Genomic DNA, 24,696 nt, shown 5'->3' on the forward strand with positions numbered 1-24,696 from the left:
CCAGAGCGCTCCACCTCGCACGGAGCCTGCCAGACCGGCAGGCCCGCATGGCTTTGCCAGGAAGTAGAAATATGGGTCTGTTTCGCCTGTTGTTCTGGATCGTTCTGATTGCCGCAGCGTTCTGGCTCTGGCGTCGACTGACAAGCAAGCCCACTACAACCCGTAAACCGCAAGAGACTACCGTGATGACGGTTCGCTGCGCGCAGTGCGGTGTGCATCTGCCGCGTGAACAGGCGCTGCAGAGCCATGAGCGGTGGTATTGCAGTCAGGCCCATCTGGAACAGGACCGTCATTCGGGTGGGAACTGAGCGCCTGACATTTCTCGGCCTCCAGGGCCGGCGAATCCTTCGGCTCTACCATCTTTATCGCGTCGCAATCGGCCTCGTGTTGGTCCTGCTCATCAGCAGCGACCTGCACAACGACCTGATGCGCATGATCAACCCGGCGGCGTTTCACCACGGCGCCTGGCTCTATCTGATTCTCAACATCCTTTTCGCCGTGCTGCTGCAGAACCCGAAGCGGGAGCTACCGGTTCTGGCGCTCGCGCTGCTGGACGTCACCCTGCTCGCGGCGTTGTTCTATTTCGCCGGTGGCACACCCAGCGGGATTGGCAACCTGCTGATTGTCGCCGTCGCCATCGCTAACATTCTGCTGCACGGGCGCATTGGCTTTTTCATCGCCGCAGTTGCCGCGACCGGCCTCATCTACCTGACGTTCTACCTCAGCGTCAGCGACACCGCGGCCAGCAGTCAGTACGTCCAGGCCGCTGCGCTGGGCACACTATGCTTTGCCGCCGCGCTGCTGGTGCAAGGCCTGACCCGACGGCTGCAGGTCAGCGAAACGCTTGCCCGCCAACGCGCCGAGGAAGTCGCCAATCTCGAAGCGCTGAATGCCCAGATCCTGCAACGTATGCGCACCGGGATCATCGTCCTCGATCCGCAGGAACGCGTGCTGCTTGCCAACCAAGGTGCGCTGGAGCTGCTCGCTCAACAATCATTGACCGGCGAACGCCTAGCCCCTCGCTGCCCCGAGCTGATCAGAGCGCTTCAGCAATGGCGCGACAACCCCACCCTGCGCCCGCGCAGCTTCAAGGCAACCCCCGACGGCGCCACACTGCAGCCAAGCTTCGCCGCTCTGCAGCATGGCGTGAAGCAGGACACCTTGGTTTTTCTTGAAGACACTTCGCAAATCGCACAGAAGGCCCAGCAGCTCAAGCTCGCCTCGCTCGGTCGATTAACCGCCAGCATCGCCCATGAGATTCGCAATCCGCTCGGCGCGATCAGCCATGCAGCGCAGCTGCTACAGGAATCCGAAGTGCTGGATGCCGGGGACCTGCGGCTGACGCAGATCATTCAGGACCATTCGCGACGTATGAACCTGGTCATCGAGAATGTGCTTCAGCTGTCACGCCGGCGACAGGCCGAGCCGCAGTTGCTGGACCTGAAATACTGGGTACATCGATTCGCCAGTGAATTTCGTGAGTCACTGCCGCCTGGCCAGCGCATACATGTGGAAACCCGAGGCAGTTTGCTACAAACCCGCATGGACCCAAACCAGCTGATCCAGGTGCTGACCAATCTGGTACAGAACGGCCTGCGCTACAGTGGCCAGAAACATGGCCAAGCGCAGGTTTGGCTGCAGGTATTCCGCGATGAGACCAGCGATTTGCCGACGCTCGAAGTCCTCGACGATGGTCCGGGCGTGCCGCCCGAGCAGGTGCAGAATATTTTCGAGCCGTTCTTCACGACAGAGAACAAGGGCACGGGCTTGGGCCTATATATTTCCCGAGAGCTTTGCGAAAGCAATCAAGCCCGTCTGGACTACCGTGAACGAGATGAAGGCGGCAGCTGTTTTCGCATCGTTTTCGCGCATCCGCGTAAGCTGAGCTGAGGCCTGCCAAGCACGCAACAGGTCACAATCAGCCACGGTCGCGGTACAAAGCTCGCACCGTAGCGTTAACATTGCGGACCCTGCGCCACCGTCAGTTAAAAAAAGACCGAGACCATGACTGCCCGCCAGAAAGCGCTGATCATCGATGACGAACCCGATATCCGGGAGCTCCTGGAGATCACCCTGGGACGCATGAAGCTGGACACCCGCAGCGCCCGCAACCTCAAGGAGGCTCGCGAGTGCCTGGCGCGCGAGCATTATGATCTGTGCCTGACCGACATGCGCCTGCCGGACGGTTGCGGATTGGAGCTGGTGCAGTTCATTCAGCAACAGTATCCGCACCTGCCGGTGGCAATGATCACCGCCTATGGCAGCCTCGACACCGCCATCGGCGCGCTCAAGGCTGGCGCTTTCGACTTTCTGACCAAGCCGGTGGATCTCGGCCGGCTACGCGAGCTGGTCAACACCGCACTGCGACTGCGTAATCCGAACCCCAACGAGCTGACGGTCGATAGTCGCTTGCTCGGCGCCTCGCCCCCGATGAACGTGCTGCGCAAGCAGATCGGCAAACTGGCGCGCAGCCAGGCCCCGGTATATATCAGCGGCGAATCCGGCAGCGGCAAGGAACTGGTGGCACGACTGATCCATGAGCAGGGCCCGCGTCATGAACGCCCATTCGTTCCGGTTAACTGTGGCGCGATCCCGTCGGAGCTGATGGAAAGCGAATTCTTCGGGCATAAAAAAGGCAGCTTCACCGGCGCCATGGAAGACAAACCGGGTCTGTTCCAGGCGGCGAACGGCGGCACGCTGTTTCTCGATGAAGTGGCCGACCTCCCCCTGCCGATGCAAGTGAAGTTGCTGCGCGCGATTCAGGAAAAAGCCGTGCGTTCGGTCGGCGGGGCCAAGGAAGTCGTGGTCGATGTACGGATTCTCTGCGCTACGCACAAGGATCTGGCCAGCGAAGTCGCCGCAGGGCGTTTCCGCCAGGATTTGTACTATCGTCTGAATGTCATCGAACTACGTGTGCCGCCCCTGCGCGAGCGTCGCGAAGACATCGCTCAGTTGTCCGAGGTCATGCTTCGTCGCCTCGCCCAGGAATGCGGCGACACGGCGGCACGACTGCATCCCGAAGCACTGGCGAAACTGCAGAATTATCGATTCCCTGGCAACGTGCGCGAGCTGGAAAATATGCTGGAGCGCGCCTACACGCTCTGTGAAGGCGAGGAAATCAAGCCCAGCGATCTGCGCCTGTCCGACGCGCCGGGCATGGCCGAAAACGGCGAGGCGAGCCTTGCGCAGATCGACAATCTCGAAGACCACCTCGAGGAGGTCGAGCGCAAGCTGATCATGCAGGCACTGGAAGAAACTCGCTGGAATCGCACGGCGGCCGCCCAACGGCTGGGGCTATCGTTCCGATCCATGCGCTATCGTTTGAAGAAGCTCGGGCTGGATTGAGCTGCAAGCGGCGGCCCCAAAAGGGCCGCCTGAGCCTTACCCCTGCGACAGCAAATTGCGCAGGTCGATGATCGCCGCATTCGCCCGCGAGATATAGTTCGCCATCACCAGCGAATGGTTGGCCAGCACACCATAACCGCTGCCGTTGAGCACCATCGGACTCCAGAGCGGCTCCTGTGCGGCCTCGAGTTCGCGAATGATCTGTCTGACGCTGATCGCCGCGTTCTTCTTGGCCAGCACGTCGGCGAAGTCCACTTCGATGGCACGCAACAGATGCGACAAGGCCCACGCCTGCCCTCGCGCTTCGTAGAACACGTTGTCGATCTGCAGCCAGGACGTCTCGACGCGCTGCTCCTCGACCACTTGCTGCACCCCGTCACGCTCTAACTCAGGTGAAACACGGGCATCCAGGCGTACCCGACCGACGCTGGCCGACAGCCGCTGCGACAGCGACCCCAACCGGGTTCCTACATCTCCCAGCCAGTTGTTGAGATTGTCGGCGCGTGAATAAAACTGCGCCTTGGGTGCGGGGTCGCTCAAACGCGCCAGATAGCGATCCAGAAAGCGGATGCCGTTACGGTATTCCGATTCGCTGGCCGGCAACGCCCAGCTGCGATTGTCGAAATTGAACAAGGGCTCGGCCTTGGACAGATCGGCGTCTTCGGTCGACTGAGACTGGGAGCGGGCAAAATCCTTGCGTAGTGCACGGCTGAGATCGCGAACCTGTACCAGTACGCCGTATTCCCAGCTGGGCATGTTGTCCAGCCACAGGCCGGGAGGTGCAACGTCATTGGTCAGATAGCCACCCGGCTTGTCCAGCAAAGTGCTGGCAACCCGCCTGAGCGTCTCGACCGTGGTGTAGCCGTTGACGATCTGCCGCTGTGACGTGTCGGCCGCTTGTCGCACATGCTGTTGCACGGGGAAGCGGTCAGGCTCGGAACTCCAGTACCAGCCCACCAGCAGCGCAACCAGCAAGTAGAGTCCGATCGCCACGGCGAATGCCAGCACTAGCGGGTTGCGTGTCGCCCCTTCCGCTCTGGCGGTATTTCCCGACGAGCCGAGGCGGCCAAAGCGGTTCTTCCAGTCCAACATGGGCATCTGTCCTTCTTTTGGAGTTCAAGATTCGACCGCCGGTAAGGGCGAGCGTTACGGCGTGTGAACCACTATAACGCAGCTCATCCGCAGCAAGCCCCATAATGAGAACCAGACCGCTTATCCAGAGCCTTTGCAACGCCCACAACAGTGGTAGCATGGCGCCACCATAGTGGCCTCTGAAAGCACTGCCGCAGCGGGCCAGGGAACCGGACATGTCGGACCAGGAAGAATTAAAACAACACTTCGCGCAACGAGTCATCCATCAAGCACGAGAGGTGCTCGAAGTCTGGCAACAGCTGCAGCGCGGTGAATGGAACGACAACTACCGGACCGCGCTTGCTGACGCCAATCAGCGCTTGCGCCGGTTTGCCGAACGCTTCGAGCAGATCGAGCATCGCCAACTCGCACTCGGCATCGACAGCTGCCTGGCTGATATCAAGGACAACCGCGGACGCTTGTCGAGCGACACCATCGCCACCCTCAGTCAATTGATCTATCGCCTCGCGCGCACCGGTCTGCGCCACGGCGATCCGCGCGGGCAATCTGGCTACGTTCCGCCACTGAGTAAACCCGTCTACATCGCGCTGGAGGATCATGAGCGCGCCAAGCACGTGGTCCGTCAACTCGAATTCTTCAGCATGGCCGCCAGGGCGTTTACCAGCGACAGCGAATTTCTGACGGCCATGCATGAGCGTCATCCCGCGGCGCTGGTCATGGATGTCGACTTCAATGGCTCCGGCGAAGGCCTGAAGCTCGCCGAGCGTATACAACAAGGCCTGGAGGAGAAGCTGCCATTGATCTTCTTCAGCCATCAGGAAACCGATACACCTATGCGGCTGGCCGCCGTGCGCGCCGGTGGGCTGGATTTTTTTACCGGCACCATCGACGCCTCGAATCTCCTGGAAAAGATAGAAATCTTCACCCGCACCGCCCACTACGAGCCTTTTCGGGTGCTCATCATCGACGACTCCCGCGCGCAGGCGACGCACACCGAGAGGGTCTTGAACAATGCGGGGATCATCACCCAGACGCTCAACGAGCCGATTCAGGCCATCAACTATCTGGCCGAGTTTCAACCCGACCTGATCATCCTCGACATGTACATGCCTGAGTGCATGGGCACCGAATTGGCCAAGGTGATTCGCCAGCACGAACGCTACGTGAGCGTGCCGATCATCTACCTGTCGGCGGAAGACGATCTCGAGAAGCAGCTCGATGCGATGAACGAAGGGGGTGACGATTTCCTGACCAAGCCGATCAAGCCCAGCCATTTGATCGCCACGGTGCGAACCCGTGCCGAGCGGGCGCGCCATCTCAAGGCCAGAATCGTACGGGACAGTCTCACCGGGCTGTACAACCATACACACAGCTTACAGCTGCTTGAGGATGCCAGCTCGCGAGCCCGCCGCGACGGCCAGCCACTGTGCTTCGCGATGATCGATATCGACCACTTCAAGAAGGTCAACGACAGCTATGGGCATCCCATGGGAGACCGGGTCATCAAGAGCCTGGCCTTATTCCTCAAACAGCGCCTGCGCAAGACCGATCATATCGGCCGCTATGGTGGTGAGGAATTCGCGGTGGTGCTACCGCATACTCGGGCGGAAGATGCGGTGAAAGTGCTCGACGAGATTCGCCGACGTTTTGCCGAGATACGCTATCCGGCGCAACAGGTGGACTTTTCTTGCAGCTTCAGCTGTGGCATTGCCGAGCTGACATCCGATACCGACATCAAGGCGCTGACCCAGCAGGCAGACGAAGCCCTTTATCGCGCTAAACACGGCGGCCGCAATCGAGTCGAGCGGTTCACCCTGTCACGCGAATGACATCAAATAGCCATACATTGCCGACCTCCCTGCCGTTTGGAGGTAAGCATGCGCCTGAAGTCGCTCACCACACTCAATACATGCCTGCTTGTTGCGATATGCGTCGCACTAGGCGTCACGCTCTGGTGGTCGGAGCGCGCACTGCAACGCCCGTATCAACTGATGGACCGCTACCTCGGGCTCTCCCAGCGTTTCGAGCATCAGGTCGCCAGTAACGTCAAAGATTACCTGGCTAGCGGCAATGCGGTATCCCACAGTGCCGCGCTACAGGCGCTGGATAATCTTTCGACAGATGTGACGGCCTTACCGAGCCAGTTCGCCGACCGGCTACGACCGAGCCTGGAAGACCTCAGCCGGTTTACCGCAACCGACCTGCTGGCAGCTGGCAAGCTCGCCGGCGACCCACAAGGACTGCTGCTGCAGGCCGAACGAGAGATGGCCGGCTCACTGACGCAGCTGCACCATTACGCAACGCAAGGCGCCGAAAATTCGGCGGCCAGGGAGTATCAGACCCCACTCTTCGAAGCTGCCCGTCAACTGCCACGCCTGAGCCACGCGCGCGGAAAGCTGGTCAGCAGCGGGCAGGATGAGCTGGCGATAGAAGTGGAACAGGCCCTGCAGGCGCTGGGCAAGGAAGCGGACACGCTCGATGCGCTGCCCTTGCTCGGCGTCGCCAGTGCACAACGTTCGGGAGCCAGTGCCTTCGCCGCATTGCTGGACCTCGGCGAACAACAGGAGCAGGCAAGCGAAGACCAAGGAGTCGCGCTGAAACGTGAACTGCTTGGCCTGATCAATCGCTACCCCGCCGAACTTCAACGAACACGCGAACTGATCCGCCAGCGCAGCGAGTTGATGGCTAGCAGCGAGCAGAAAATCGCGACGTTGCAGCGGGCACTTGCCGAGCTCGAGCCGGTAATCCGTGCCGAACATGGGCGCATCCAGCTGGAGGTACGACTCATCCAGGGCTCGATCATTGCGCTGATACTGCTGATTGCGCTCGCCATCGACCGTTTGCAGCGCCAGGTCACGCGCGCGTTGGGACAACTCGCTCCGACGTTATCCGCTTGGGCTCAGGGCGATTTCGGCGTGGCTGCGCAACTCAAGTCGAAAACCCCAGAAATGATCGAAATCGCGGCATCGTTGAATCAACTGCGCAGTTACATGCTGATGCTGGTCGGCACACTGCGCCAACAGGCCCAGGAGGTGGATCACAGCAGCCGCACCCTGGCCCAGATGAGCAGTGACCTGCATGAGGGCGCCAGCCGGCAGACCGACGACACCGCGCAGATCCGCGATTCGCTGAGCGAACTGGAAGCGACCATTCAGGACGTGGCCAACGGTGCAAGTCAGACCGCAGAAGCTAGCCGAGCGGCAGGCCAGGCAGTCAGTCATGGGCAGCAGGTGATCAGCCAGAGCCTCACCGGCCTACAGGGCCTCGTCAGCGAAGTACGGCATAACGCCCAGGCCATCGAGCAGCTGGCTGATGAAACCAGCGTCATTGGTAAAGTGCTTATCGTTATCCGCTCCATCGCCGAGCAGACAAATCTCCTGGCTCTGAATGCCGCTATCGAGGCGGCCCGGGCCGGCGAACAGGGCCGAGGTTTCGCCGTTGTTGCCGATGAAGTCCGCACATTGGCTCAGCGCACCAGCGGTGCCACCGAGGAGATACAGCAGCTGATCGGCAATCTACAGAGGGCTGCTCATCAATCTGTAGCGGCCATGCGAACTCAGGTGAATCATGCCGAAGCCACCGCCGAGCTGGCCGAGACAGCTGATCTGGCGTTGAACCAGATTGTCACCACGATTGGCACCATTGAGCATATGGCGGAGCAGATCGAATCGGCCACTGCACAGCAGAGCGATGCCGTGAGCGAAATCCGTGAGCATAGCGAGCGCATCCACCAGTTGGGCGACAGCAACCTGGAACACATCAGCCGCGGCCGCGAGCAGAGCGAGCAGATGCTGCGCCTGGCAGGAGACCTGAACCAGGCGACGCTTGCGTTTAAATACTAACGCGACGGCCTCACCGTTTGACCCCGTCACGGAAGCCCGTGGCGGGGGCATGATCAGCGCGGCGCAACAGGACGCTGCGACGGCTTGCGGTTCTTGCCAGATGGTTTAGCGCCGCCTGCAGCCGCCTTGCGCCGCGCGTCAGCGGCCGCCTTGGCCTGCTCACGCTTATCCCAGGCATTGCCATCGTGACTGCGCGGCGGCAGGCCGTTGTGCTGGGTGAGAATCTTGCCGCCTTGCCCCGCCTTTTTGCTGCCCACCGGGGTCGAATTCTTGCGCCGGGCGCTCTGGTAGCCTTCGGCCGCGGGTTGGTGCGCCGGGATCAGTTGATTTTTGCCACTGCCAATCAGGTCGGCACGTCCCATCCGCTGCAAGGCTTCGCGCAGCATCGGCCAGCCTTTCGGATCGTGATAGCGCAGGAAGGCCTTATGCAAACGGCGCTGCTCTTCGCTCTTGACGATAGCAACACCTTCGCTCTTATAAGTAACCTTGCGCAGTGGGTTCTTGCCGCTGTGGTACATCGCCGTGGCGCTGGCCATCGGTGACGGATAGAAGGCCTGCACCTGATCAGCGCGGAAGCCGTTGGCTTTGAGCCACAGTGCGAGGTTCATCATGTCCTCGTCAGTGGTCCCCGGATGCGCAGCGATGAAGTACGGGATCAGGTACTGCTCCTTACCCGCCTCCTTCGAATACTTGTCGAACATGCGCTTGAACTTGTCGTAGCTGCCGATCCCCGGCTTCATCATTTTGTCCAGCGGTCCGCGCTCGGTATGTTCCGGAGCGATCTTCAGGTAACCGCCGACATGATGAGTGACCAGCTCTTTTACATATTCCGGCGACTCGACCGCCAGGTCGTAGCGCAGTCCCGACGCGATCAGGATCTTCTTCACGCCTGGCAGCGCGCGCGCTTTGCGGTACAGCTCGATCAACGAGCTGTGGTCGGTATTGAGGTTCTCGCAGATGCCTGGGTACACGCACGACGGCTTGCGGCAGTGCGTTTCGATCTCTGGGCTCTTGCAGGCGATGCGGTACATATTGGCGGTCGGCCCGCCGAGGTCCGACACAACACCGGTGAAGCCCGGCAGCTTCTTCATTTCCTCGATCTCATTGAGGATCGATTCGTGCGAGCGGTTCTGGATGATCCGGCCTTCGTGCTCGGTGATCGAGCAGAACGTGCAGCCGCCGAAACAGCCACGCATGATGTTTACCGAGAAGCGAATCATGTCGTAGGCCGGAATCTTCTCGCCACCATAGGACGGATGCGGCACGCGCGCGTATGGCGAGGCGAACACGTAATCCATCTCCTCAGTGGTCAGCGGGATCGGCGGCGGATTCAGCCAGATATCGTGATCGCCATGGCGCTGCACCAGCGCACGCGCGTTACCGGGGTTGGTTTCCAGATGCAAGACACGGTTGGCATGAGCATATAGGGCGGAGTCGTTGCGGACCTTTTCAAACGACGGCAGACGAATCACCGTCTTGTCGCGCTCGATCTGCGGGTTCGGCAGCAGTTGGACAACCTTGGCCTCGTTCGGGTCTTCGACGGCGCCCTTTTCCTGCTCGATCGCGCAGGCTTGCAGATCCTGGGTATTCACATAGGGGTTGATGATCTTGTCGACCTTGCCGGGGCGATCGATGCGGGTCGAGTCGATTTCGAACCAACCCTGGGGCGCGTCACGACGGATAAAGGCGGTACCGCGCACATCGGTAATCTGCTCGACCGATTCACCACGCGCCATCCGCTGCGCCACCTCGACGATGGCACGCTCGGCGTTGCCGTACAGAAGGATATCCGCGGTCGCGTCCATCAGGATCGAGCGGCGAACCTTGTCCGACCAGTAATCGTAATGAGCGATCCGGCGCAGCGAGGCCTCGATGCCGCCGAGTACCACTGGGACGTGCTTGTAGGCCTCCTTACAACGCTGGCTATAGACCAGGCTGGCGCGATCCGGACGCTTCCCGGCCAGGCCACCTGCCGTGTAGGCATCGTCGGAACGGACCTTTCGGTCGGCCGTGTAGCGGTTGATCATCGAATCCATGTTGCCAGCGGCGATGCCGAAGAACAGGTTCGGCTCGCCGAGCTTCATAAAGGCGTCTTTGCTCTGCCAGTCCGGCTGGCTAATGATGCCAACGCGAAAACCCTGCGCTTCCAGAAGGCGACCAATGATCGCCATGCCGAATGAAGGATGATCCACATAGGCATCACCGGTGACGATAATGATGTCGCATGAATCCCAGCCGAGCTGATCCATCTCCTCCCTGCTCATCGGCAGGAACGGTGCTGGGCCGAAACACTCGGCCCAGTACTTGGGATAGTCGAACAGGGGCTTGGCTGCGTGCATGGCAATAAACCGGGGCAACGAAAACGGGCGCGGAATATAGCACAAAAAATGATCAGGAAGGCCGACTGCGCCAGTCGGCCTTTACTCGATTTCGTAGTAATTCCGGACGTTCTGGCGCATCAGCGGATTTCAGAGGTTTCCGCGCTGCCTTTTGTTCCCACGCCAGCCGTACGTTGGCTTCCAACCTAAAGCAGACCTCGTTTCCTACCAACTGATACAGAAGGTAGGTACAGCAACATGGCTCTTATCGCCCAACCATGGCGCCATCCGGACAGCGGGGTGTACTACATACGCCGCTTTGTTCCACAAGCTTTGCGTCCCATCATCGGCCGGGTCGAGATTCGACGCTCATTAGGGACAACAGATTTTCGACAGGCCAAAGCTCTCTTTGCCGACGCTTACGCGGCAACTGAACGACTGATCAACGAAGCACGGCTACACGGAGGGGTTTCAAGACAGACCCTCGACGCTCTTCCCGGCAACGCCCACGGCAAAGCCCCTAGCAGCGCGTATGCGCTCAATTCAGCTTCAAAGGTTGCAGTCCCAGGGCAAGAGCCCAGTTCGCTTCCAAAGCTCTCCCAGGTCCTTAACAGGCATATCGAGTCGATGGCGCTAATCAGTCGGCCGGAGCACGTACGAGCCAATCACGAATCCCAGTTGCGCAAGGTGGTTGATAGGTTCATCGAGTTAATCGGCGATCTTGCCATCAATCGGATCACGTCATCCCACATCCAAACCTTCGCCGTCGAGCTGGCAATGGTTCCTGTCATTAGGGGACGCAAAACCAAGAGCGCCTGTATCGCACAACTGAAAATGCTGGCCAAGCCGGATACCCCCACCCTCTCATCTACAACCGTTCGGTTAACCGTTGCACGGCTGTCGTCCTTAATGTCATTCGCCGTGGAAAGCGGCCATATCTCATCCAATCCAGTTACTGCATCACGCGTGCTTCGTAAATTGGATGCAGCTAAACCGAAACGCCATCTGGATGATGATAAAGGCTACAAATGGGAAGAGCTCGTCAGACTATTCAGTCACTCCGATTTTCAAAGCCAACGATATGCCACCGGCCGACCAGGTAACGCTGTGTTCTGGCTGCCGCTTTTAGCGGCCTACACAGGTGCAAGACGAGAGGAAATCGCACAGCTCTACGTGAGCGATGTCCGCCAGCACGAAAGCGGCCAATGGTTCATCCGGATCATCGATGACCGCCCGGATAAATCAGTCAAAACCAATAGCAGTCGTCGGGACATACCTCTTCATGGCGACCTGCTGATACTGGGTTTTTTGGAGCTTGTGGAAGGGCGGGAGCCATCCTCCAGAGTCTTTGCGCAGCTAGACAAGGTATCGGGACGTTACTCAGGAATCGTGGCAAAGCATTGGAGTTTATTAACCCAGCGTCTTGGTATTTATCGACCGGGCCGCCACCCGCTCCATGCGTTCAGGCACTCTTTCAAAACGCTTGCTAGGGCGCATGGCATACCTAAAGAAGTGAGTGATTGGATCACTGGTCACGCATCAGGGAGCGCTGGCAATGGATACGGAATCAATCCATTAATGAGGATGGCAGAAGAAATGAAGAAGATACCAAGCATCGCAGAAGCCGCCAACTTAATTAACACGCAAAACAATTTTATAAAATTGCTTAAATTAACCCCTCAGGGGGGCATCGACCGAGCAACTACGGCGCTCAAGGCGATTAAATCATAATCTTTACCAAACCAACCATTGCATCAAACATAAGCTAGAAAAACGATCCAGATTTGTTTAAACCTGCTGATTTTCGTGTTAGAACTATATTACGTTCAAACAAGCAAACGGAATAAAAGTAAGTGAGAAAGAAAATTTATGTATCAATTGGCGTTCCAGGCAGTGGAAAAACAGAGCACTTTCTGCGACGAGCAAAAATTTGGATGTTCTTAGGCAGAAAGCTGGTGCTAGCTCTACCGACACTAAAGTTAGTAGGAGAAGTGGTTGAAAGATGCGAATCACTGCAACTGGAATGCAAGCCAATCATTGGTGATGAAACCATTGGAAAGCGCGGCAGATATCTGACAGAAGCACTGCAGAATGGCATTTCGTTCGTAATCACTACACATGCAGCATTAATGGAAGTGGACTCTAAGCTGTTAGCCGAATACATCTTGGCAGTTGACGAGGTGCCACGAATTCTGGACGTTGACTGTAGAAACATCAAGCAAGCCGATCTAGACTCTCTACTCGTAAACTTAAAACATGTTGAAAATCGGCTAGAGATTCGCCACGACAAATTTCAGCACGTCAGAGAGTTAGTTGACTCGTATAGCCGCGCTGGCAGTTCAAGCTATTTTGGAAGCGCTTGCTCAGTGTTCGAGCGTCGAATTTACGACTGTTTACTACACGACGGTGTTGTCTTCATTAAACCGTACAGAAAAGACGACGAATTCAGCATCGCAACTGGAAAAACCACAGATTTTTTTGAAAAAGCAAGTGTCGCTAGCGAAGTACATATACTAACAGCTACGTTAGCTGGAGGTGTTTTCCACACGATAGCGCAGGCAAAAGGTTTCGAATTCATTAGCTCACGCTTTTCGCCACCTGACTATGCGTACGAAAGCGAGGTGGTAATTTACCCTTTATGTCCAATGAGATGGTCTAAGACAAAGGCGCTTACAACAAAGGATGGCCAGGGATTTCACGAACATCTTGGGACAAACAATCAATACATAGATGAAATAATATCCAAAGCTTATCACCACAACAAAAGCAGACCAATGTTACTTTTTTGCAATAATTGGTTTAACTCAAAATCAGTAATAGATTTGATTGGCGTAGAGGCATGCCCTGGAGACAATAGAGGAATCAACTCATACAATGCGTATACCGCCGCCGTTCTTGTTTACAGCGGCCAGGCAAGCCCGAATCATAAGCCGATTCTTAGCGCATTGGAGGGGAAACTTGGAATCATGCCTGGAAAGTTACATGAGGCTTGGCGTGTCACCGAGAAGCTAGAACGGGCTCTACAAGATGTCACAAGAACAGCTATTAGAAAGAGGGGGAATACGCTACACGTTTCACTTTATGTACAAGACGATGAAGTATGCGAGTTTCTACGCGAACAATGCATACCTAACGCAACCATTGATCGATCTCTTATGACCCCCCCATTTATGATCAACCGAGAGCCAAGTGAAACCGCCAAGCGCGACGACTGCGCTCGGGATATCATTAAAAAATGCCTGGAATTTGGACAGGCAAGAAGCGCTATCGTTAAATCGTTAATGGAAGCGGGATTTGGACAGTCCACTGCCTATAAAAAAATCAATTTATACGCCAATCCGCAGGGCGGGATTCTTTGACTGCCGTACAGAAATTCTACGTTTCGTTAATAGAACTATTATGAATTCAGAGAAAATGGGCTCCCTCATCGAGGGAGTCCACTCGCCGCTCAAGGCGAGCCATAACAGTATCTAAGGATTATATTTTATCGTTTATATTTGGTTTAAATCAGTGACTTTAATCGTTCCCACCAATCATTACCGCTTAATCGATCTGTACGAGTGACATTGCCCTTCGGGCAGCGCCTCACTGCGTTCAGCGCCTGGTAACCATACGTATACCGAAGGGTAACGCGGTTATACAAACAGCTGACGTTTGCTCGTTCCCACCAATCATTACCGCTTAATCGATCTGTACGAGTGACATTGCCCTTCGGGCAGCGCCTCACTGCGTTCAGCGCCTGGTAACCATACGTATACCGAAGGGTAACGCGGTTATACAAACAGTTAACAGCTATCGTTTCTACCAGTCACTAGCGGTTACTGGCTGCAAAAAATCTTTATTTTTGATATAACGGATTATCACTGACAGATATAAAGCATGACCATCCAGAGAAAACTCATAGCGAAAGAAAAAAGGAAGTAGGAGCAATGGATAAAAAAATATTGAAATCTGTTTTCACCAAAGAATCGATTCATAGATATACATGCCCATATTGCTATAAGGGCGAACTCCGCCTTGAAGGCGATTTCAATTCCAAAGAGACAGTCGCTTCCAAAGCTGAGCATAGGGAAGAATATTGGGAACCGGAATTCATTAGACTTATTTTTAGTTGCACTTTGAAATGCTCTTCATGCAGTGAATCGGTTTTCGTAGTGGGCGATGGATCAGTTGAAGAAGAGTATTTTGAAGGACCGGATGGAGACTGGGATAGGGGCTATGTAGAATTTTATCGTCCATCTTTTTTTCATCCCACATTACAGTTGATCGACTTTCCGGCTGAGTCACCAGCTGAGGTCGTATCTGCTTTACGAACGGCATTTTCATCGTATTTCTCAAGTCCCTCTACATGTTGCAATAGCTTAAGGGCAGCAGCCGAGGAAATCCTTACAACTCTTGGCGTTCCTGTTCATCCCGAATCGGGCGAGGGTTACCTTTCTTTTGGTCGCAGAATCCAGATGCTTGGAGATGACAATCAAAGTGTTCGTGCATTATTCGACGCCATCCGGTGGCTCGGTAATTACGGGAGTCACCCAGGGATACAAGTGGAATTTGATGACGCGTTGAACGCTTTGGAAATTATGGAGCTACTTCTTGAAGAGGTTTACAGCGACCGAAAGAGGAAGATTCAAGACTTGGCAGAAGCTATTAATAGTAGTAGAGGACCTATAAGCAGGCTTCCTAGGACTGGAAGCGTCTAGCGGTACGCCGTGGCTGAGCTGGGCGAGCAGCTGCGGTTCGCCAATTGTGCATTATGAAATGAACTCCCGCCCACTTCGGGGCGGGATTGGTAAAGCTCAAAAACGACCGTTTATGAACCTATGCTCATCGGCTCGTCTTCTGGTGTCAGAAAATAGCATTTCTTTTTCTGACACCATAAGGTATTGTGACCCTACGTTTTTGACACTAGAGGCTTGCACGATGTCCCGCACCTTCGTTTACTGTCGTGTTTCAACAGTCGAACAAACGACAGAAAACCAAATGCTGAAAGTTGAACAGGCGGGATATGAGACAAATCCTCAACGTGTAATTTCCGAGACAATCAGCGGTAGCATCGAGGCAATGAAACGTCCTGCCTTCAAAGCTTTGGTCGATCACAAGCTAGAAGCAGGAGACACCCTTGTCGTACTCAAACTAGATCGTCTGGGTAGGGACAATATCGACGTGCAGCAGACCATCACCATGTTGACTAATCGCGGTATCAATCTGGTGAGTCTTGACCTTGGCAAGCACGACCTGACTAGCTCGGAAGGTAAGCTAATGCTGCAGATTTTCTCTGCTTTCGCTGAGTTCGAACGCAACCGAATTCGGGAACGTACCCAGGCGGGCCTTGAGCGGGCCAAGAAGGAAGGCAGGGCACTTGGTCGCCCCGCTGCGACAAACGAATCTAATGTGCAGAAATTGAAGGCTGAGGGCTTGAGCCAATCGGCAGTCGCTAAGGAGCTATCGGTTAGCCTCTCGACAATCAAACGTCTATGGAACCCAGCTAGGTAACTCGCAGTTAACCTGCATAGGCACTGTTTCACTTGGCAGTTTTCTGCTGCCCCAATCCCTCACAAAGCCCCCAAGGGCAACGCTGAACCGTTCTAGAGGCAACGTTTTTTCATGTCCCTTCGTGTATGCCTGAGGCGTAACACGTCTGTACGACGCCCGTATTCATATTTGGCGGTCGCCCACGAAATGTTATGCCGAGAAATTGATACACCGGGGAACAGTACGAAGCAGCAAGGCAATCGCTCGGTTTGGCGATCATAGAACACGTGGCGCTCATGGCCTTGATCCAGCGTCAACATCTATGTCAACGCTGAACGCGCATATGGAAATCAGAGGTTTTCGGAAAAACTCATAATAAACCTATCAAGAGCGAACGTAATTAGTTCTACGCCCAAGCGATAAACAGTGCAGGATGTCCAGCCAGTATAGTGTGTGCGGTAGACCGCCATCCTTGAAGCAAATGATCCCTTCCCCTTCCTGTCGAATTATTCATCCTGAGCAAAACGACAATCAGGTTTCGGTTAGCCAGCCCTATGACACTAGGCCGTAAAGCTGGCTGGTACACCCTGCAATTGGATCATACGACTCTAATAGCCCCTCAGCAACTCCTTCTTTTCTAAGGCTGTCACAAAGTCCACATTAGCCCAAGAAACAAACCAAGGATACTTACCGAGCTTTAGCGTCAGTTCAGATATTTCCTGAGGTGTAGCCTCGGCTGAATAAATTTGCTTGAGCAACTTAGCAGCAAGCTTTGACTTGAACGCCTCATCGAGATACGGGCAGGTCATTGAATCCAAAAATAAGTATAGCTTCTCAGAGCTCAACCGCAAATCCGAAACAGACTCTAAAATCGAATTTATATCTTTTATTATACTTCTTTTTATAGAAGCATAGCTCGCATTGTTACCGATGTAGTACAAGAGCACAACTATCTCGAAGTACGAAAACCTTCGCCGTTCTGAAATCTTTACAAGTGACTCCAACAATTGACGAGGAACCAGATAGTCCTCACCAATCTCTTTAAGCAACACAAGCAAATTTAACGCTTCAAGCAAAGCATAATCACCATTCTCGGCCGCCATCTTTGCGTATTCGCTGCTTTCAAAAAAGGATCGACAAGACGTGTAGATTTTACTTTTGATAGAGTCTATTTCGTCAGGCAGATGTCTACTAAAAAAGGAACATGCCACCGTGGATGACACGAACAAATTAACGGAGCCTTTGTGCCCAGGGCTAACCGTATATAAATGAAATATTACCTCTAGAATAACATGAAAGAAATCTGAGTATTTTTTAAGCCCAGCCTTGTCTTCGAAAGTTCGGGTTATATTTTTCTCAGCCACTCTTACTAGTAGATTTTTGAGGGCGGACATGAGATAGCCGCAAACCAGTCCGTAAGCCGCAGCGTCATCGATACAAGCCGATTTCACTTCATTAAGAAACGCTATACATAGCTTTTTGCGATTAAAAACACGGCGGGGCTCAAACTCGCCTTCCCCGTCCTCGCCTTTGGACACCAGCTTTAATTCAAAGTTGGACAGCGCATTTTTGATCAAGCGAAGCGATTTTGTCTTACTCGTAACAAATGGCCGACTGGCCTTCGTCGTTTTTGATTTATTGAGGTTTAGCTTATATTCTTTAGCGTGAACTTCAACGCACTTTGCTACAACCGAAGCAACGGAATCATTCGTAGCAAAAATAAATATATCATCGACATAACGACGAATCACATAATCACGCCCACACTCAAAGCCTACCCTTCCTAGCTCCGTCTCGACATTCAAATCAATTTGTTGGAATATGACTTCAGAAAATATTCGACAAATTTCCGGACCAATTATTATTCCAGCAGTTTCATTATAATTCGAAACCTGCATCAATCTATCGAAGACAGCACCGAATGTATTCTTTGTGCCGGTATTTGTCTTCGAGAAAGGTTTAGTTTTCAACGCCCAGTCAATGGAATGTGTATAAATACTATCAAAAAACTTTGAGATATCTAGCGACCAGAATGAGGAATATTGTCTTTCTAGGCTGAGGAAGTCAGACGAGTCAAAAAACCGATATAACCGAGTGTAATCTGAGTAAGAAAAGTAAGAAGTCAAATGCTTGTATTTAACTTCACTTGAAGCAAGAGACAATGATTCCGCCCGGTATTTTCTTATGTTTTCGCTCTGATTTTTAGCGAAATACTTTCCGGCAATTTTGCTTGGCCGACGGATACTAAATTGGCTTTTTGAACAAGCCAATAGTATCTGATCGCTGAATTCTTTGTAAAACTCGACGAAACCTATCTGAACTCTTGGATGCAACAATGATACGACCCTAAACGAGTCCTCATCCTTGCGAACCTTGTAAGTTAGCGGAAGGGTATATTCTTCAGTCAAGCTACCATGAAATAGGTAATCCATAACGCGAGGGAACAAACTAGTACCAGACTCGTACTTCTTAACATGCCAATAGAAGCCAGTGTTGCTGAATATTATGGGCACCTCATACGGGCATGTCTCGGTTAGAAGCACCCGTGCGGAATCTTCTTTTTTAACCCTGCGATTTCCTGACTTCATTTTCGCCAACACTCTTTTATTTTACGCAGTGTTTCGTATTTAAAGGAATGAAATCTTATTTTCTTGAAGCCAGTTTTGAAGCTATACCCGGCCAAAAGCTTGCGTTGCTGCAAGGTGAGCGCAGAAGCAATTCGTCTAGATAATTGATGCTTAGATGAAAACAACACTCCCCTCATAAAAACATCGAGCTCATCAAGGGAGCAGTGGCCGATATAATTTTTCTGGATATAGTTAAAGTAAATGCCGGTTTTTATTTCTATACCAGACATCGGGTCGTTGATGTTGTAATTTCCGGTTAAGGCACGCACTCTATTTTTCAACAACAAATAGTCAGGCGGCAGCTGCGCGCTGGATAAAAAACTAGAAATCGCAGCGATAAACTTTTTCTTAATCCTAAGAACTTTGTCTTGCGATATATCGCAGACCACTTTACGCCGAAGGCTACCCAGAACCGCCTCTTCCGAGCAACACTCAAATATTTTCATTTGATATCCCAGATACTTTATCTGGAACTTTTTTTGCTCTAAGCCTAGATGAGGCTCTTTAGCCTTCGGGATAGTGTGATAACTGCGTTTGTCTCCGACTTTGTGGAAGTCTAGCCCGGCTGGCAAAAACTCTAAAAGTTTCTTCTCGAAATCATTCTTCGATTCTCGACCAGACGTGATGACGATGATGTCATCAACGAACCGAGCATAGTAGAACACGTCAACATCACTTTTAATCGCCTGATCAAAACTTGATAGATAAAATTCAGAGAGGGTAGCACTAACCCCTAACCCTCGTGGCAGGCCAGCAACCCCACAAATATCAATCACTGCAAATAGCTGGTCAAGCAGCACTAACGTACGCCACGAGCATTTACTATCAGCCATGAGCCGGTCAAATAATACTTTACGGTCAATGGACTCGTAAAAGCTCACTAAGTCGAATCGGTAGACTGCATAAGGCGTGCCCTCTTTAAAAAAAGATAACACGTTAGAGATTATCGTTTGCCTGTCTGACTGCTTTATATGGTAGTTTGCCTTGATATTTCTTGATATCAAGCGAGATACCATTTTTGCTGCTAGGGTAGTAAAAACATAGCCCTTAGCGCTACCAAGCGAAATCTCTCGAAGTGAACCATTAAAGACCGAGCCAGCTCTTAATTCTGCCAGGGCTGCGGTTGCTTCATCAGCACGTCTTGAACGGTCCTGAAGGTGAGGATTCTTTATGACATCCTGAAAGCCAATGCATTCTGTAAGAGCTTTTGCAGTGTATGGTATCTCAATCACTGCCTTATCCTTATTAGTGGCAGACTATTTAATTAGCTTCCATGACGGGTTCTGCATTATGTAAATCGTTGAAAACCCGAAACTGCTAAATCTCACGGTGAAAATTTACGAACGAAGTTACACCGGAAATTCTCAAAAAGCACCGACAAATCACGACGAATCACAAAGCGCCGAAATGTCGCGATGATACCTTCCGAAGTCTTTCAGATACAGTCGGTGCGGGCCTCTCCACCGGACAAACTTGTCAACCGGGGCCGTTTGATTTTCGGCAGGCTATGGACTAAACACTATAGGTACAGCTGAACATTTGTCACCCAAAACTACCAGCAAGCGCTTGTCCTCGGAACGCTCGACCGGTATCGAAGATACCCGGACGCGCTGAAAGAGGACGCCTATGCATGGCACAGTCCGCCAAAGCAATGGTTTGGTGCTTTCCCAGGGGGCAAACATACGAGCTTAAGCACGTCGACATCGGAGCTACGGTGCAGACACCTAGTCGATTGGCCGGTCCGAACGTCCAGATGCATGACCACTTCTATCCAAGCCTGAGCTGACATACACCGAAAGGTGATACAGAATGTCGGCACCCCGTGGGAATGGGGTCTGCTTACTGTGCGGGTTTCAGCGAAACGTCAAGACCTTTCCCCGACTTGGGATAATCGAAAAGGGGCTTGGCTGCGTGCATGGCTAGAAACCGGGGCAACGAAAACGGGCGCGGAATATAGCACAAAAAATGATCAGGAAGGCCGACTGTGCTAGTCGGTTTTACCCAAACACAAACAGGCGAAACGCCGGTCAGCCGCCGATATAACGCCGTGGCACGCGCTGCGTAACCTTGGTCAGTAACTCGTATCCGATGGTGCCACAGGCTTGGGCGAGCTCGTCGACCGGCACCTGCGCGCCCCATAGCTCAACTTCATCACCGAGGGCCGCCTGCGGCAGATCGGTAATGTCCACCGCCAACATGTCCATCGACACCCGCCCAGCCAGCGGCACCCGCCGCCCCTGGATGACCACGCAAGTGCCTGGCGGCGCCGTACGGGGGTAGCCATCGGCGTAGCCGCAACTGACCGTGGCGATACGCGATGAACGTTGCGCCACCCAGCCGGCCCCATAGCCGACACTCTCGCCCGCCGCCACGTCGCGAACTGCGATGATCGCCGCCGTGAGCGTCATCACGGGCTTCAGCCCCAATGCAGCCGCGCTCAGCTCGGCGAACGGCGACGCGCCATACAGCATGATGCCGGGGCGCAGCCAATCCATATGCGCTGCTGACAACGTCAACACAGCCGCGGAGTTGGCAAACGAGCGGTGAGCAAAATCCAGATCCAGCAGCCCGACGAACTGCTCAAGCTGCGCTTCGTTAAGTGGATGGCCGCGCTCATCAGCACAGGCAAAATGACTCATCAGGTTGAGCTCGGCGACCTGGGGCGCGTCATTCAAGCGAGCGTGCCACTCGCGCAATGCTGCGGCAGAGAATCCCAGGCGATGCATGCCGGAGTCGAGCTTCATCCACACATTCATTGGCTGAATGATAGACGACTCCAGTAATGCGATCGCCTGCGCCTCGCCCTGAACCGCGACATCCAGCCCCAGCTCGGCCGCTCTGACATATTCATCAGGCTCGAAACACCCTTCCAGCAAAAGCAGACGCGCGCCAGCAGCGACGGCTCTGACCTGTTCGGCCTCTTCCAGCGAAGCGACTGCAAAACCGTCGGCGATATCCGACAGACATTCCACTGCCGCTGACGCGCCATGCCCGTAGGCGTTGGCCTTGACCACCGCGAAGGCTCGGCGGCCCGGGGCGCAGCGTTTGGCCAAGGAGTAATTGTGACGCAGGGCGGACAGATCGATGGATGCAATTAGCGGGCGCATGGAGCGGGCTCAGCGGCGTACTGGGGCCGATCATCTTAACCCTCGCCCAATAAGCTGCAAACGCCGGCGCCAATCAATACGCGCACACCGGGCGACACGAATCCGCTCAGTCGGCGGCATGCGTCAAGCCGCCCCCCTTGCGTCTTCTCTGCCGCTCGGCCTTCCAACCGCCAGAAGAAATCCGTCGACGCTGCTGACACCAGACTGTCAGTAGCGCTGACTTAAAGTGGCCTTCGCAGGCCAAATCGCGCCCTCGACGGCGCCACCCTAGCGACATCGTCCATTCGAAGGAGAGAGAAAGAATGCAATCAACTGTTCGAACTGTTTGTCAGTGACTTCGAACACGCCCACCGCTTCTACGAGCAGGCCCTGGCAACCCCGGCTGGAGACGATGGAGGGCATGGGCGGACACATGGGCCTGTTTCCCTACGACCCGGAGAGCGGCATTGGTGGCTGCCTGAGCCACGCGCCCGAACAGCAAAGCGGCATTGGCGAAAATCCATGGCGTGCTGCCCACCGCCCTGCGTGACGAGCTCAACGGCACCGTCTGTTTGCGCCGGAGGTGAACGCTTATCCCGTGCATTGGCTCGGTCAGCTACGCCAGGCGATCCGCCAACGGCGAAAACTCCTGAGTTACCGCGACGAAAGCGGGCAAGCCAGCCTGCGTCGCATCTGGCCGCTGGGTCTGTTCTTCCGGGGGCAGACCTGAACGCTGTGTAGGTGGTGCAAGTTGCGCAACGATTTCCGCAACTTTCGCATCGACCGAGTGGCCAGCCTGGACAACCTCGACGAAACTTACCAATCGGGTCCTGGACAACGACTGGAGCATTACCTCGCCCCCTATCTCTGTGGCGAGGCCATGGCGCCGTCCTACAGGACCTGACTCATTCGTCGTCGAACTGGTAGCTGCCCGGCGCCAGATTTTCGAAGCGCGAGTATTTGCCGAGGAACGCCAGACGGGTTGTGCCGATCGGGCCGTTCCGCTGTTTGCCGATGATGATTTCAGCCACACCCTTGTATTCGGTTTCCGGGTGATAGACCTCGTCCCGATAGACGAACATGATGATGTCGGCGTCCTGCTCGATCGCCCCCGATTCACGCAAGTCAGAGTTCACCGGGCGCTTGTTCGGTCGCTGTTCCAACGAGCGGTTGAGCTGCGACAGCGCGATCACCGGGCAGTTGAATTCCTTGGCCAGGCCTTTCAGCGAGCGGGAGATCTCGGAAATCTCGTTGGTGCGATTATCGCCACTGGAGCCCGGAATCTGCATCAGCTGCAGGTAGTCGACCATGATCATGCCGATTTCGCCGTGCTCACGCGCCAGACGCCGCGTCCGGGCGCGCATTTCCGAGGGCGAAATGCCCGCGGTATCGTCGATGAACAGCTTTCGATCGTTGAGCAGGTTGACCGCCGAGGTCAGCCGTGGCCAGTCGTCGTCGCTGAGCTTACCGGTCCGTACCTTGGTCTGGTCGATACGGCCCAAGGAGGCCAGCATACGAATCACGATGGAATCGGCCGGCATTTCCAGCGAGAACACCAGAATCGCCTTGTCGGAACGCAGCACGGCGTTTTCCACTAGGTTCATCGCGAAGGTGGTCTTACCCATAGAGGGACGCCCGGCGACGATGATCAGATCGGCCGCTTGCAGGCCACTGGTGGCTTCGTCCAGGTCCGTGAAGCCGGTCGATATGCCGGTAATCGCCTCACCGGCATTGAACAGCGAATCGATCCGGTCTATCGCCTTGACCAGGATGTCGTTGATCCCCATCGGCCCGCCCGTCTTGGGGCGCGCTTCGGCGATCTGGAAGATCAGTCGCTCGGCTTCATCGAGAATCTCCTCGCCCGTACGCCCCTGCGGCGCATAGGCGCTGTCGGCGATCTCGTTGCTGATGCCGATCAGTTGGCGCAGCGTGGCGCGCTCGCGGATGATCTGCGCGTAGGCCTTGATGTTTGCCACGGACGGGGTGTTTTTCGCCAGCTCGCCGAGGTAGGCGAGACCGCCGACCTGTGACAGGTGACCTTCCTTGTCCAGCTGTTCGGAAAGCGTAACTACATCGAACGGCGAGTTGCGCTCGGCCAGAGTGAAAACGGCGCGGAAGATCAGCCGGTGATCATGGCGATAGAAATCGCCATCCGACACCTGATCAAGCACCCGTTCCCAGGCGTTGTTATCCAGCATCAGCCCGCCAAGCACAGCCTGCTCGGCCTCGATGGAATGTGGCGGCACTTTGAGCGCTGCGGTTTCCAGATCGTACTGTTGGGGGACGCTGATGTCGTTCATGGCACTCGGAATTCTCGGGGCCTGCCATCGTTCAGTGCGGTTCGACGAAACGGCAACAGACTTCTTATGTTCAGAAAAGACAAAGGGCACGTTCCACTCGCATGGAAACGTGCCCGATGTTACGCGTCAGGTACCAGGGGTGCCAGACGCAGGCTAGTCTCAGCCGGCAACCACGATCAGCTTCACGGTTGCTTCGACGTCGGTGTGCAGATGCACAGCTACGTCGTACTCACCAACCTGACGGATGGTGCCGTTCGGCAGGCGGATTTCGCTCTTGGCCACTTCAACGCCGGAGGCGGTCAGGGCATCAGCGATGTCGTGCGTACCGATGGAACCGAACAGCTTGCCCTCATCGCCTGCAGTAGCAGTGATGGTGACTTCCAGTTCAGCCAGCTGAGCAGCACGAGTTTCGGCGGACGCCTTGCGCTCGGCAGCAGCTTTTTCCAGGTCGGCACGGCGAGCTTCGAACTCGGCGATGTTTGCCGCGGTGGCGGCAGTAGCCTTACGCTGCGGCAGCAAGTAGTTGCGGCCGTAACCAGACTTGACGTTTACCTTGTCGCCCAGGTTGCCCAGGTTTGCGACTTTTTCCAGCAGGATGACTTCCATTTGAGTCT

Annotated in this window: 18 protein-coding genes; 11 read left to right on the top strand and 7 right to left on the bottom strand. The window is 54.8% G+C overall.

The window, feature by feature from the left end:
- The first annotated feature begins 71 nt into the window (after positions 1–71).
- From CH92_RS17505 to CH92_RS17515, 3 genes are all read left to right on the top strand, one after another.
- Positions 72–308, top strand: a complete 237-nt coding sequence (locus tag CH92_RS17505; protein WP_025243063.1) for a PP0621 family protein — start codon at positions 72–74, stop codon at positions 306–308.
- The gene (locus tag CH92_RS17510; protein WP_025243064.1) at positions 298–1,890 is read left to right on the top strand and encodes a sensor histidine kinase; all 1,593 of its coding nucleotides are present in this window, start codon (positions 298–300) and stop codon (positions 1,888–1,890) included. The genes CH92_RS17505 and CH92_RS17510 overlap by 11 nt, the downstream gene beginning before the upstream one ends.
- A 114-nt stretch (positions 1,891–2,004) precedes the next feature.
- Complete coding sequence (locus CH92_RS17515; protein WP_025243065.1) at positions 2,005–3,345, top strand: sigma-54-dependent transcriptional regulator; 1,341 nt, start codon at positions 2,005–2,007, stop codon at positions 3,343–3,345.
- Positions 3,346–3,381: 36 nt separating this feature from the next.
- On the opposite strand, the gene CH92_RS17520 is transcribed toward CH92_RS17515, so the two are convergent.
- The gene (locus CH92_RS17520) at positions 3,382–4,437 is read right to left on the bottom strand and encodes a DUF2333 family protein (RefSeq protein WP_025243066.1); all 1,056 of its coding nucleotides are present in this window, start codon (positions 4,435–4,437) and stop codon (positions 3,382–3,384) included.
- Positions 4,438–4,652: 215 nt separating this feature from the next.
- On the opposite strand from CH92_RS17520, the gene CH92_RS17525 reads away from it, so the two are divergent.
- Positions 4,653–6,266, top strand: a complete 1,614-nt coding sequence (locus CH92_RS17525) for a response regulator (protein WP_025243067.1) — start codon at positions 4,653–4,655, stop codon at positions 6,264–6,266.
- Between the two features lie 48 nt (positions 6,267–6,314).
- Entirely contained in the window at positions 6,315–8,279 is a 1,965-nt protein-coding gene (locus CH92_RS17530) for a methyl-accepting chemotaxis protein (RefSeq protein ID WP_025243068.1), read from the top strand.
- Positions 8,280–8,332: 53 nt separating this feature from the next.
- Here the strand turns inward: CH92_RS17530 and CH92_RS17535 are convergent, their stop codons facing one another.
- Positions 8,333–10,618 carry a YgiQ family radical SAM protein gene (locus CH92_RS17535; RefSeq protein WP_025243069.1) on the bottom strand — a complete coding sequence of 762 codons (2,286 nt, stop codon included), beginning with the start codon at positions 10,616–10,618 and terminating at the stop codon, positions 8,333–8,335.
- Positions 10,619–10,855: 237 nt separating this feature from the next.
- Here CH92_RS17535 and CH92_RS17540 point away from each other — a divergent pair, with 237 nt between their 5' ends.
- The 4 genes from CH92_RS17540 to CH92_RS17555 all read left to right on the top strand — a co-directional run bounded on the left by CH92_RS17540 (position 10,856) and on the right by CH92_RS17555 (position 16,090).
- A complete protein-coding gene (locus CH92_RS17540; RefSeq protein WP_025243070.1) occupies positions 10,856–12,328 on the top strand; it encodes a site-specific integrase in 1,473 nt (490 codons plus the stop codon).
- A 122-nt stretch (positions 12,329–12,450) separates the two neighbouring features.
- A complete protein-coding gene (locus CH92_RS21955; RefSeq protein WP_144381038.1) occupies positions 12,451–13,956 on the top strand; it encodes a hypothetical protein in 1,506 nt (501 codons plus the stop codon).
- 570 nt (positions 13,957–14,526) lie between these two features.
- Complete coding sequence (locus CH92_RS21740; protein ID WP_080690016.1) at positions 14,527–15,297, top strand: DUF4145 domain-containing protein; 771 nt, start codon at positions 14,527–14,529, stop codon at positions 15,295–15,297.
- Between the two features lie 220 nt (positions 15,298–15,517).
- Positions 15,518–16,090: a recombinase family protein gene (locus CH92_RS17555; RefSeq protein ID WP_025243072.1), complete on the top strand. Its 573-nt coding sequence runs from the start codon at positions 15,518–15,520 to the stop codon at positions 16,088–16,090.
- A gap of 587 nt (positions 16,091–16,677) precedes the next feature.
- On the opposite strand, the gene drt3b is transcribed toward CH92_RS17555, so the two are convergent.
- From drt3b to alr, 3 genes are all read right to left on the bottom strand, one after another.
- Positions 16,678–18,657: an antiviral reverse transcriptase Drt3b gene (drt3b, locus tag CH92_RS17560; RefSeq protein WP_025243073.1), complete on the bottom strand. Its 1,980-nt coding sequence runs from the start codon at positions 18,655–18,657 to the stop codon at positions 16,678–16,680.
- Entirely contained in the window at positions 18,654–19,928 is a 1,275-nt protein-coding gene (drt3a, locus tag CH92_RS17565) for an antiviral reverse transcriptase Drt3a (protein ID WP_080690017.1), read from the bottom strand. Before drt3a ends, drt3b begins: the two co-directional genes overlap by 4 nt.
- Positions 19,929–20,723: 795 nt before the next feature.
- Positions 20,724–21,803: an alanine racemase gene (gene alr, locus CH92_RS17570; RefSeq protein WP_025243075.1), complete on the bottom strand. Its 1,080-nt coding sequence runs from the start codon at positions 21,801–21,803 to the stop codon at positions 20,724–20,726.
- A gap of 400 nt (positions 21,804–22,203) precedes the next feature.
- Between alr and CH92_RS22415 the strand changes: the two genes are divergently transcribed.
- The gene (locus CH92_RS22415; protein WP_256059244.1) at positions 22,204–22,332 is read left to right on the top strand and encodes a hypothetical protein; all 129 of its coding nucleotides are present in this window, start codon (positions 22,204–22,206) and stop codon (positions 22,330–22,332) included.
- A 201-nt stretch (positions 22,333–22,533) separates the two neighbouring features.
- Entirely contained in the window at positions 22,534–22,686 is a 153-nt protein-coding gene (locus CH92_RS21960) for a WYL domain-containing protein (protein WP_144381040.1), read from the top strand.
- Position 22,687: 1 nt separating this feature from the next.
- Here the strand turns inward: CH92_RS21960 and dnaB are convergent, their stop codons facing one another.
- Together dnaB and rplI are read right to left on the bottom strand one after the other, a co-directional pair.
- Complete coding sequence (gene dnaB / locus CH92_RS17580) at positions 22,688–24,082, bottom strand: replicative DNA helicase (protein WP_025243076.1); 1,395 nt, start codon at positions 24,080–24,082, stop codon at positions 22,688–22,690.
- 159 nt (positions 24,083–24,241) lie between these two features.
- Positions 24,242–24,688 (bottom strand): 50S ribosomal protein L9, encoded by a 447-nt coding sequence (gene rplI / locus CH92_RS17585; protein WP_025243077.1) that lies wholly within the window; start codon positions 24,686–24,688, stop codon positions 24,242–24,244.
- Between the last annotated feature and the right edge of the window lie 8 nt (positions 24,689–24,696).

It is taken from the genome of Stutzerimonas stutzeri (assembly GCF_000590475.1).
In the GTDB taxonomy this organism is placed as follows: domain Bacteria; phylum Pseudomonadota; class Gammaproteobacteria; order Pseudomonadales; family Pseudomonadaceae; genus Stutzerimonas; species Stutzerimonas stutzeri_D.

What these genes read in the sequence shown, in the direction of transcription:
- CH92_RS17505 (WP_025243063.1), top strand. Translation starts at nt 72, where the DNA reads ATGGGTCTGTTTCGCCTGTTGTTCTGGATCGTTCTGATTGCCGCAGCG.
- CH92_RS17515 (WP_025243065.1), top strand. Translation starts at nt 2,005, where the DNA reads ATGACTGCCCGCCAGAAAGCGCTGATCATCGATGACGAACCCGATATC.
- CH92_RS17520 (WP_025243066.1), bottom strand. Translation starts at nt 4,437, where the DNA reads ATGTTGGACTGGAAGAACCGCTTTGGCCGCCTCGGCTCGTCGGGAAAT.
- CH92_RS17525 (WP_025243067.1), top strand. Translation starts at nt 4,653, where the DNA reads ATGTCGGACCAGGAAGAATTAAAACAACACTTCGCGCAACGAGTCATC.
- CH92_RS17530 (WP_025243068.1), top strand. Translation starts at nt 6,315, where the DNA reads ATGCGCCTGAAGTCGCTCACCACACTCAATACATGCCTGCTTGTTGCG.
- CH92_RS17535 (WP_025243069.1), bottom strand. Translation starts at nt 10,618, where the DNA reads ATGCACGCAGCCAAGCCCCTGTTCGACTATCCCAAGTACTGGGCCGAG.
- CH92_RS17540 (WP_025243070.1), top strand. Translation starts at nt 10,856, where the DNA reads ATGGCTCTTATCGCCCAACCATGGCGCCATCCGGACAGCGGGGTGTAC.
- CH92_RS21740 (WP_080690016.1), top strand. Translation starts at nt 14,527, where the DNA reads ATGGATAAAAAAATATTGAAATCTGTTTTCACCAAAGAATCGATTCAT.
- CH92_RS17555 (WP_025243072.1), top strand. Translation starts at nt 15,518, where the DNA reads ATGTCCCGCACCTTCGTTTACTGTCGTGTTTCAACAGTCGAACAAACG.
- drt3b (WP_025243073.1), bottom strand. Translation starts at nt 18,657, where the DNA reads ATGAAGTCAGGAAATCGCAGGGTTAAAAAAGAAGATTCCGCACGGGTG.
- alr (WP_025243075.1), bottom strand. Translation starts at nt 21,803, where the DNA reads ATGCGCCCGCTAATTGCATCCATCGATCTGTCCGCCCTGCGTCACAAT.
- CH92_RS22415 (WP_256059244.1), top strand. Translation starts at nt 22,204, where the DNA reads ATGGGCGGACACATGGGCCTGTTTCCCTACGACCCGGAGAGCGGCATT.
- dnaB (WP_025243076.1), bottom strand. Translation starts at nt 24,082, where the DNA reads ATGAACGACATCAGCGTCCCCCAACAGTACGATCTGGAAACCGCAGCG.
- rplI (WP_025243077.1), bottom strand. Translation starts at nt 24,688, where the DNA reads ATGGAAGTCATCCTGCTGGAAAAAGTCGCAAACCTGGGCAACCTGGGC.